This is a genomic window from Nonomuraea mesophila, assembly GCF_004352805.1.
In the GTDB taxonomy this organism is placed as follows: domain Bacteria; phylum Actinomycetota; class Actinomycetes; order Streptosporangiales; family Streptosporangiaceae; genus Nonomuraea; species Nonomuraea longispora.
Genome location: NZ_SMLD01000005.1, coordinates 119942 through 130238, shown reverse-complemented (window position 1 = coordinate 130238; position 10297 = coordinate 119942). Strand labels below are relative to the sequence as shown.

Annotated in this window: 6 protein-coding genes; 2 read left to right on the top strand and 4 right to left on the bottom strand. The window is 70.9% G+C overall.

The window, feature by feature from the left end; all coding sequences use genetic code 11:
- Window positions 1–141: 141 nt before the first annotated feature.
- The gene (gene thrS, locus E1295_RS03615) at window positions 142–2106 is read left to right on the top strand and encodes a threonine--tRNA ligase (protein WP_132628203.1); all 1965 of its coding nucleotides are present in this window, start codon (window positions 142–144) and stop codon (window positions 2104–2106) included.
- 357 nt (window positions 2107–2463) lie between these two features.
- Here the strand turns inward: thrS and E1295_RS03610 are convergent, their stop codons facing one another.
- Window positions 2464–3186: a PIG-L deacetylase family protein gene (locus tag E1295_RS03610; protein ID WP_132628202.1), complete on the bottom strand. Its 723-nt coding sequence runs from the start codon at window positions 3184–3186 to the stop codon at window positions 2464–2466.
- 99 nt (window positions 3187–3285) lie between these two features.
- Between E1295_RS03610 and E1295_RS03605 the strand changes: the two genes are divergently transcribed.
- Complete coding sequence (locus E1295_RS03605) at window positions 3286–3816, top strand: HIT family protein (RefSeq protein WP_246079814.1); 531 nt, start codon at window positions 3286–3288, stop codon at window positions 3814–3816.
- A gap of 154 nt (window positions 3817–3970) precedes the next feature.
- On the opposite strand, the gene E1295_RS03600 is transcribed toward E1295_RS03605, so the two are convergent.
- From E1295_RS03600 to E1295_RS03590, 3 genes are all read right to left on the bottom strand, one after another.
- Window positions 3971–6043: a hypothetical protein gene (locus E1295_RS03600; protein ID WP_246079813.1), complete on the bottom strand. Its 2073-nt coding sequence runs from the start codon at window positions 6041–6043 to the stop codon at window positions 3971–3973.
- 293 nt (window positions 6044–6336) lie between these two features.
- Window positions 6337–7887 (bottom strand): glycoside hydrolase family 10-like protein, encoded by a 1551-nt coding sequence (locus E1295_RS03595; RefSeq protein WP_132628199.1) that lies wholly within the window; start codon window positions 7885–7887, stop codon window positions 6337–6339.
- Window positions 7888–8020: 133 nt separating this feature from the next.
- The gene (locus E1295_RS03590) at window positions 8021–10159 is read right to left on the bottom strand and encodes an elongation factor G-like protein EF-G2 (protein ID WP_132628198.1); all 2139 of its coding nucleotides are present in this window, start codon (window positions 10157–10159) and stop codon (window positions 8021–8023) included.
- Window positions 10160–10297: the final 138 nt, after the last annotated feature.

The following is a 10297-nucleotide window of genomic DNA, read 5'->3' as shown; positions in this document are numbered from 1 at the left end:
GTGTGGGCGTGGGAGGGGCGTGGGCGTGGGCACCGGCGTGGGCGCGGTGTCCGGGGACGCTTTTCACCCGCGATAGCATCGGTGTTCACCATCGAACCAGCCTCGGTGCCGGGCATCGAGCGCGATCCCTGAGGAGACACCGTGTCAGCCGAGCTACGCATCACCCTCGCCGGAGCCGAGCGTGTGGTCGCGGCCGGCACGACGGCCGGGCAGGCCCTCGAGGCCGACGGCCGCACGGTCGTCGCCGCCCGGGTCAACGGCCAGGCGCGCGACCTGGCCCACCCGCTGGAGCAGGGCGACGTGGTCGAGCCGATCGAGATCTCCAGCGAGGAGGGCCGGGCGATCGTCCGCCACTCCACCGCCCACGTCATGGCGCAGGCGGTGCAGGAGCTCTTCCCCGGGGCCAAGCTGGGCATCGGCCCACCCGTCGACAACGGCTTCTACTACGACTTCGACGTCGAGCGGGCGTTCCAGCCCGACGACCTCAAGCGCATCGAGAAGCGCATGCGCGAGATCGTCAAGCAGGGTCAGCTGTTCTCCCGCCGGGCCGTCTCCGACGACGAGGCGCGCGAGGAACTCGCGGGTGAGCCGTACAAACTGGAGCTGATCGGGCTCAAGGGCGGCGCCGAGGACGAAGAGTCGGTCGAGGTGGGCGCCGGGCAGCTCACCATCTACGACAACCTCGACCCCAGGAGCGGCGACCTGACGTGGAAAGACCTGTGCCGCGGCCCCCACGTGCCGTCCACCCGGTCGATACCCGCCTTCAAGCTCATGCGCTCCGGCGGCGCCTACTGGCGGGGCAGCGAGAACAACCCGCAGCTCCAGCGCATCTACGGCACCGCGTGGGAGTCCCGCGACAAGCAGGACGACTACCTCAAGCTGCTGGAGGAGGCCGAGAAGCGCGACCACCGCAAGCTCGGCGCCGAGCTCGACCTGTTCAGCTTCCCACCCGAGCTGGGCAGCGGCCTGCCGGTCTTCCATCCCAAGGGCGGGATCATCCGCAAGGAGATGGAGGACTACATGCGCCGGCGGCAGGGCGAGGCCGGTTACGAGTTCGTCAACACCCCGCACATCACCAAGTCGACGCTGTTCGAGACCTCCGGCCACCTGCCGTGGTATGCCGAGGACATGTTCCCGCCCTTCGAGCTGGAGGGCATCGAATACCGCGTCAAGCCGATGAACTGCCCGATGCACAACCTGATCTTCCGGGCGCGCGGCCGCTCCTACCGTGAGCTGCCGCTGCGGTTGTGCGAGTTCGGCTCGGTCTACCGCTACGAGAAGTCGGGCGTGGTCCACGGCCTGACCCGGGTGCGCGGCATGACGCAGGACGACTCCCACATCTACTGCACCCGCGAGCAGATGGCCGGCGAGATCAAGAGCCTGCTGACCTTCGTGCTCAGCGTGCTGCGCGACTTCGGCCTGTCGGAGTTCTACCTGGAGCTGTCCACCCGCGACGACTCCGACAAGTTCATCGGCGACCCCGCCGACTGGGCCGAGGCGACCGAGGCGCTGCGCCAGACGGCCGAGGAGTCGGGCCTCGAACTGGTCGACGACCCGGGCGGCGCGGCCTTCTACGGCCCGAAGATCTCGGTGCAGGCCAAGGACGCGATCGGCCGCACCTGGCAGCTGTCCACCATCCAGCTCGACCTCAACCAGCCCAAGCGCTTCGAGCTCGAATACCAGGCCGCCGACGGCAGCCGCCAGACGCCCGTCATGATCCACCGGGCGCTGTTCGGCTCGATCGAACGTTTCCTCGGCGTGCTCACCGAGCACTACGCCGGCGCGTTCCCGCCCTGGCTCGCCCCGGTCCAGGTGGTCGGCATCCCGATCGCCGACGCCCACGTGCCCTACCTCCAGGACGTCGCCAAGCGGCTCAAGGAGCGCGGCATCAGGGTCGAGGTCGACGCGTCCGACGACCGCATGCAGAAGAAGATCCGCAACGCCCAGAAGGCGAAGATCCCCTACATGCTGCTGGCCGGCGACGACGACATCGCGGGCGGCGCGGTGTCCTTCCGCTACCGCAGCGGCGAGCAGAAGAACGGCGTGCCGATCGACGTGGCCGTCGCCGAGATCGCCAACGCGGTGGAGCGCCGCATCCAGGTCTGACCCCTTACGCGCCGCGGGGCGGCCGCCGCACCCGGGCGGCCGCCCCCGGCCATCCTCGCCCACGTCCGGACCGAGCCCGTACGCTCGGCCCGGCCCCGGCATCACCACCACCCGGTGACCGCTACGACCGCCGACGAGCGCCCCCGGGCCCGTACGGCCACAAGGCGCCGGACACCGAACTCAGCGCCACGCAGCGCCGTCGCGCAGCGCCGTCACGCAGCGCCGTCACGCAGCGCCGTCACGCGGGGCCGTCACGCGGGGCCGTCACGCGGGGCCGATGCGATCGTGGCGGTAGCGTGGCCACGACCTCACCCCGGCGTGGAGCGCCGGCGCGGCGAGGTGTGGTCACGGGGTGGGTCAGCAGGGGAAGAGGCGGAAGGCGACGGCGGAGCGGCCGCCGAAGCGCTCGGCGGTCTCGCCGGCGAAGCCCTCGATCAGGTTGCGGGCGTAGGTCTCGGGGTCTTCGGTGGTGAGGGCCTCGATGTACGCGCGGTGCTCCACGAGCGAGCGCACCCCACGTTCCAGGCTGGTCGTGACGTCGACGGCGTGGGTGGGGGCGTTGGACCCGGCTACGGCGACCCAGCGGACGCCGCCCCAGGGCTCGGCCTCCGTGTCAGGGAAAATCCATCGATTCCCCGCGTCACCGGCGGCGTCGAGCACGGCCCGGCCCACCGCACGATGGTCGGGCGTGTTCCAGTACGTGCCGTTCCAGGTATCGTCCGGGTTCAACGTGATCACGAGCTCCGGGCGGTGCCTGCGGATCGCGGCGGCCAGATCCTTCCTGAGCGCGGTGCCGTACTCGATCACCCCGTCGGCGTGGCCGAGGAACTCCACGCTCGCCACTCCGACGACGGCCGCGCTGGCCCGCTGCTCACGCTCGCGTACGGCGGCGGACTTGACGGGTTCGAGCGTGTCGATGCCCGCCTCGCCTTTCGTGGCGAGCACGTACGAGACGTCGCGCCCCGCGTCGGTCCAGGCCGCCACGGCCGAGGCGCAGCCGTACTCAAGGTCGTCGGGGTGGGCCACGATGGCCAGGGCCCGCTGCCAGTCTTCGGGCATGGGTTCGAGCTGAGAGGTCATGGGTGACATCCTTACAGGCTTGCCACCGGCCCGCGCGCGGGCGGCCGGGGCTCGTCCCGGACGAGCAGCCCGTGAGCCGGTGGTTCTATGCTGCTAGGTATGCACGATCAGGCAGGGGCAGGGTCGCCCGACAACTTCGAGCGCCTGTGGACCCCGCATCGTATGGCCTACATCAAGGGCGAGAACAAACCGACGGGCACCGGCCCCGGTGACGGGTGCCCGTTCGACGCGATCCCCAAGATGAGCGACGAGGAGGGCCTGATCGTCGCGCGGGGCGACACCGTCTACGCGGTGCTCAACCTCTATCCGTACAACTCGGGCCATTTGATGGTGGTGCCCTACCGGCACGTCGCCGACTACGCGGAGTTGCAGCCCGCCGAGCTGGTGGAGCTGGGAGAGTTCACCCAGAAGTCGCTGGGAGCGCTGCGCAAGGCCAGCGGCGCGCAGGGCTTCAACGTCGGCATGAACCTCGGCCAGGTCGCCGGCGCCGGCATAGCCGCGCACCTGCACCAGCACGTGGTGCCCCGGTGGGGCGGCGACACCAACTTCATGCCGGTCGTCGGCCAGACCAAGGTGCTTCCCCAGCTGCTGCGCGACACGCGACAACTACTCGCCGACGCCTGGACCTGAGCCGCCGCCGCGCCCCCAAGTCGCGCCCCCGGCGCCGTGCAGGAAGGCACCGCCGGGTTGACGGCGGCGGCTGCACCGGGTCGGGCGCCTGCTGCGTCGGGTTGACGGCGGGGGCGCGGGGCTGACGGCCTCGGCTGCGCCGGGTTGACGGGGCTTACCGTCGTGCGCCCGTCAGCTCTCCCAGGGCGCCTCCGGCGGACGCGGGCGCGCGTAGCACACCGATGCCGGTGGCCAGCAGCAGCGGCACGGCAAGGGCCAGGGCCATGGACAGCACGGCCGCGCCGGAGTCGTTGACGAGCATGCCGAGCACGCCGCTGACCAGCGTGCCGATCAGCCCGGCGCGCAGCGCGGGGGAGTGCTCGAACGCGGCCGGCACCACGCCGGCCGAGGCCTGCTCGGGCCGCAGGATCGCGTAGACGAGGAAGGCGACCGCGGCGATCACGATCGGCATGAGGTTGGGGCTGAGCAGGGTGCCCAGCATGGCCTGCAGCTTGCGGAAGATGACGTCGAACGCCTCGCCGGTCAGCACCTGGCCGACGAACCGGCCCAGGTGGGTCTGCTCGTCCGGCGGCCGCAGGTAGTTGAGCCAGGCGAACGTCATCACGATCACTCCGCCCGCCACGCAGAAGACGCCCAGCTTCACCAGCGAGACGCGCCTGCCCGCCAGGACGAGCGCGGTCACCGCGATGCCCGGCACGAACGCGATCACGCCGCCGAAGTCGCTGCCCATGCCCGACCCGCCGAGCACCATGGCGAACGTGCCGAGCACCACGATCGCGGCCACGCCCGCCCTGCCCGGCCAGCGGTGCGCGATGACCGTGGCGGTCAGGAGCGTGCCGGTCGCCAGCAGCGCGAACGGGATGTTGCCGAGCCCGTAGTAGCGGGCGCCGACGTCGGCGCTGTAGCCCATGACGCTGTTGACCTGCAGGGTCGTTCCGGTCAGCAGGTCGCCGACGAGGGTGAGCGCCGTAGCCCCGGCCACGACCGCGAGCGGGCCGAGCGGCGCGCGCCGCCACGGCCCCGCGAACGCCAGCGCGGTGAGCGCCGCCGTCCACCCCAGCACGCCGGCCACCATCTGCGGCACACTCGACCACGGCAGCAGGTTGACCAGGAAGCTGGCGGCCGGCACGGCGGCCAGGGCGGTGCCCGCGACGCGGACGGGGAGCAGGCCCTTGCGGCGGCGCAGCAGCAGGAAAGCGATCACGTAGAACAGCACCTGCAACACCGCCATGACCGTGAAGTAGCCGCCCTTCACCGCGCGGATGGCCTGCGCGTCGGCGTCGGCGTCGCGCAGCCGGTCGACCGTCGCCCCCTGACCGCCGACCTGGAGCGGCCCGCCCACGACCGCGGGAGGCACGGGCACGCCCAGCCTGGTCAGCATGGTGGCGGTCAGGTCGGGCGTGATCGACAGGTCCTCGCGCCGGGTGGAGGCCGCGCCGAGCAGGCGGCCCGCCGCGCCGGGCTCGCGCAGCGCCGTCACCCGCAGGTGCGGCACGGAGCCGTGGTCGGACAGCCCCGCGAGCACCACCGTGGTGTCCGCGGGCAGGACCGACAGCAGCGCGCCGGCCTTGGCGTCGGCCAGGCGCAGGGCGTCGCGGCGCTCGGCGGCGCTGAGCCGGTCGGGCTCGCTGGGCAGTTGCCCGTCGGTGAGGTAGGGCAGGACGAGGTCGTCCACGTCCATGGCCACGATCCGGCACTTCTCCAGGTCGGCGGTCGTCACCTGGAGCGGCGAGGCGTGGTAGTGCTGCACCGCGCCCTGCCGGTCGGCCAGCCCGAGCGCGGCGCCGGGGCCGATGGCGATCGAGCACTGGCCCGCGGCCTTCAGCGACTCGCCGAGGACGCCGGCGTTGCGCTGGCCGGCCACGTCGATGAGGTAGCGGTAGTGCGGGATGACGGCTCCCGTGCCCTGCTGCTCGGGCGCGGGAGGCGAGCCGCAGCGGTAGCCCACGGCCGACCTCGTGCCCGCGGAGACGGTCAGCCACGCGTCGTAGGGGCAGGTCACGGTGCCGACCGTGCGGATCGACATGGAGCCGATCGCACTCGCCCTCGCCAGCTCCCACAGATTGGGCGTGTCGGCCTGGGTGAGGTCGTTCCAGTGCAGACCGGAGACGCCGATGAGGGCCACCCGGCCGGCGTCCTCGTCGGCCCGTGCCGCCCCGGTGAGCAGTCCCAGCCCGGCCAGCACCTGAAGGGCCAGCACGGCCAGCATGACTAGCGCGCGCCTCACCGGAGAACCTCCCGTCATCGATGGGCTCCGTGGCGCGGCGGAAGCAGCTCTCGTCCCGGCGCCACCGGACCCGACTACCCTCTCACGCTGTGGGTGCGGCCGGTGCGTTCCTGGCCGCCGGCGCGGCCGTTGCCGCCCTCCTTTCGCCTTCCGCGTACCGGGGCCTCACGCCACAGGGTGCGACGCTCACCGTCCCCTTCCCTCTCAGGGCGCGAAGTCCCACGTCAGCATGCATGAGGACCCGCCGCGACGCCGCGCGGCGGGTCCTCATGCCTCGTGTACGGGAACCGGCCTCAGCCGGCCTTCACCTCGACGGCATCGCTCTCGTTGTAGAGCCGGTCGAGGGAGGTGACCAGGTAGGTGCCGCCCTTGGCCGGGTACGACGGCTTCGAGACGACGGCGACGAGGTCGCGGGCGTCGCTGGTGTGGCAGTCCTTGCCCGACTTCGGCAGCCGGTAGACGGCGTACGCGCGGGCGTTCCCGGAGGGTGTCCACGACAACGTGCCGCCGGAGACCTTGGCGCCGGAGGGCGGGGCGGGAGCCTTGCCGCCGCGCTCCTTCATCAGGGGCGGCAGCGCCGGGCGGCCGTAGCGGGAGCCGGCCAGGCGGTCGACCGAGCCGAGCGGGTCGCTCAGCAGCTGCTTGGCGCTGAAGTAGACCGAGCCGTCGACCTGCTTGAGCTTGCGGTTGACGCCCACCTGCGCGGCCAGCTCGCCCGGTTTCCTCCAGGCCTTGTCGTCGGCGGCGCCGACGCGGTAGAGGCCGTGACCGATGTAGAGCTGCACGTCGGTGCCCTTGACCTCGCGGGCCCACCAGCGCGCGAGCGTGGTGTAGTCGGCCAGCCGGTGCCCGCGCGGCCAGTAGAGCTGCGGCAGCACGTAGTCGACGGTGCCGGACTTGATCCAGGCCCGCGCGTCGGCGTAGATCGAGTCGTACGCCGACATGCCCGAGGTCTTGGAGCCGCTCGGGTCGTTGGAGGTGTTGCGCCAGATGCCGAACGGGCTGATGCCGAACTTCACGTGGTTCTTCGTGTCGTGGACGGCCTTGTCGACCTCGGCGACCAGCGTGTTGACGTTGTCGCGCCGCCAGTCGGCGAGCTTCTTGCCCTTGCCGTGCTTCTTGAACGCCGCGCTGTCGTCGAACTTCGCGCCCGCCACCGGGTAGGGGTAGAAGTAGTCGTCGAAGTGCACCCCGTCGACGTCGTAGCGGCTGACGACGTCGGTGATGACCTTGGTCACGTGGCGGCGCACGGCGGGCATGCCGGGGTTGTAATAGAGGCGGCCGCCGTATTTCACCACCCAGCCCGGGTGCTTGCGCGCGGGGTGGGCCGCGGGCAGCTTGGCGGTGCTGTCGCCGTAGGAGGCGCGGTAGGGGTTGAACCAGGCGTGGAACTCCATGCCGCGCTTGTGCGCCTCGTCGATGAGGAACGGCAGCGGATCCCAGCCGGGGTCCTTGCCCGCCGTGCCGGTGAGATATTGCGACCACGGCTCGAGCGACGACTTGTAGAGCGCGTCGGAGGCGGGCCTGACCTGGACGAAGACGGCGTTGAGGTGGCGCCGGGCGGCGTTGTCCAGGATCTTGACGTATTCGGCCCGCTGCTTGGCGGGGCTCAGCCCGGTCTTGGACGGCCAGTCGATGTTCTGGGTCGTGGCGATCCACACCCCGCGCAGCTCGCGCTTGGGATAGCGGGCGTCGGCCTTGCACGCCGCCGCGGGGGCGGCCATGGCCGTCTTCGTCCGGCTCGCTGCGGGGCTCTCTCCGGCTCCGGGGCCGAACACGTAGGCGGCGGCCGTGGTGGCGACGGCGAGTGTGGCAACGGCTAGGAGTGGGCGTCCGGTTCGCATAGTGCCCACCAGTCTGGCAGTCGCCCCGGCATGCTCGGGACCAAAAAAAGAAATGTACTCGTGATGTTTCTGTGATTAATGGGTACGGTTGGGCCGGAAGGGGCAAAACCCTTCCGGCCGTTCCGCGAGGCCCTCAACCGGCGGCCGCCACCTTGCTCGCGAGGTTGGACGGCAGCGGCTCGTAGCGCAGGAACGTGCGCTGGAAGGTGCCGGTGCCGTGTGACATGGATCGCAGGTCGATGGCGTACCGCGTTATCTCCAGCTCCGGCACCTCCGCCCGCACCAGCGTGCGGCCGGTGCCCACGGGCTCGGTGCCGAGCACCCGCCCGCGCCGCGACGACAGGTCGGACATCACCGAGCCCACGTAGTCGTCGGCCACCAGCACCGAGATCTCGTCCACCGGTTCGAGCAGCAGTGTCGAGACCTTCGACGCGGCCTCCTTGAGCGCGAGCTGACCCGCGATCTGGAAGGCCATGTCGGAGGAGTCGACGGAGTGGGCCTTGCCGTCGTACAGGGTGACCCGGACGTCCACCATCGGGTAGCCGGCGACGACACCCCGCTCCATCTGGGCCCGCACGCCCTTCTCCACCGACGGGATGAACTGGCGCGGCACCACGCCGCCCACGATCTTGTCGACGAACTCGAAGCCGCCTCCCGACGGCAGCGGCTCGACCTCCAGGTGGCAGATGGCGTACTGGCCGTGGCCGCCGGTCTGCTTGACGTTGCGGCCCATGGCCTGGCACCTGCCGCCGAAGGTCTCGCGCAGCGGCACCCGCAGGTCCACCCGCTCCACCTCGACGCCGTGCCGCTTGGACAGGCGGTCGAGCAGCACGTCGGTGTGCGCCTCGCCCATGCACCACAGGACGAGCTGCCTGGTCTCGGCGTTGTTCTCCAGACGCAGTGTCGGATCCTCGGCCACCAGCCTGCCGAGGGCCTGCGACAGTTTGTCCTCGTCGGCCTTGGATTTGGCCCTGATGGCGACGGGCAGCAGCGGGTCGGGCATCTGCCAGGCCGTCATCAGCAGCGGGCGCTCGACGTCCGAGAGCGTGTCGCCGGTCTCGGCGCGCGACAGCTTGGCCACGGCCACGATGTCGCCGGCCACGCCCTTCGCCGCGCCGCGCTGCTGCTTGCCGAGCGGGCAGGTCAGGGTGCCGATGCGCTCGTCGACGTCGTGGTCCTCGTGACCGCGCTCGGCCAGGCCGTGCCCGGACACGTGGACGGTCATGTCGGGACGCAGCGTACCGGAGAAGACGCGCACGAGACTGATGCGGCCCACGTACGGGTCGCTGGTGGTCTTGACGACCTCGGCCACGAGCGGGCCGTCCGGGTCGCACGTGATGTTCTTCACCGGCTTGCCGGACAGATCGGTGATCTCCGGCATGGGATGTTCGAGCGGGGACGGGAAGCCCTGCGTGATGAGCTCGAGCATCTCCGTCGCGCCGACGCCGATCCCGCTGCAGAGCACCGGGTAGAAGCTGCCGCGCGCGACCGCCTTCTCCAGGTCCTCGATGAGGACCTTGGTCTCGATGGGCTCGCCTTCGAGGTAGCGTTCCATGAGCGATTCGTCCTCGCTCTCCTGGATGATCCCCTCGATCAGGACGCCGCGGTGGTCCTCGATCTGGGCCGCGTACTCGGTTCCGGGGTCCTTCTCCGTGCGCGTGCCGGTGGCGTAGTTGTAGAACTTCTGCGACAGCAGCCCGATCAGGCCGTTGACGTGGCCGTTGGTGATGACCGGCAGGTAGAGGGGCGCGACGCCGTCGCCGAACACGTCCTGGCAGGCGGTGAGCACCTCGTCGAAGTCGGCCCGCTGGTGGTCGATCTTGGTGACCACGACCGCGCGCGGCATGCCGACCTGGGCGCACTCCTCCCAGAGCATCTGGGTGAGGCCGTCGATCCCCTCGGAGGCCGACACCACGAACAGCGCGGCGTCGGCGGCGCGCAGCCCCGCGCGCAGGTCGCCCACGAAGTCGGCGTAACCGGGCGTGTCCAGCAGGTTGATCTTGATTCCGTTGAACACGAGCGGCGCCGACGCGAGGTTGACCGAGCGCTGCTGCCGGACCTCGACCTCGTCGAAGTCGCTGACCGTGTTGCCGTCCTCCACCCGGCCGGGACGCTGGACGGTGCCCGTGGCGGCCAGCAACTGCTCGACGAGGGTCGTCTTACCCGCTCCGGAGTGGCCGACAAGCACGACATTGCGTATCGCATCCGCCCTGTCGGCCGCGGGTGCCCTGCCCGCGGCTCCCACGGCGCCGCCTGAGTGTCTTTCCGCCACATCGCCTCCCGCGTCGTCGGATGTTCCCAACGCCGCGCCCGCGCGGAAGGTGACAGAAACCGCATGGACGCGGTGTGTTCACCAAATACCCCTGTGGCGGATATCACAAGAGGGGCGGGGCAAAGAAAGTTGTCAGGT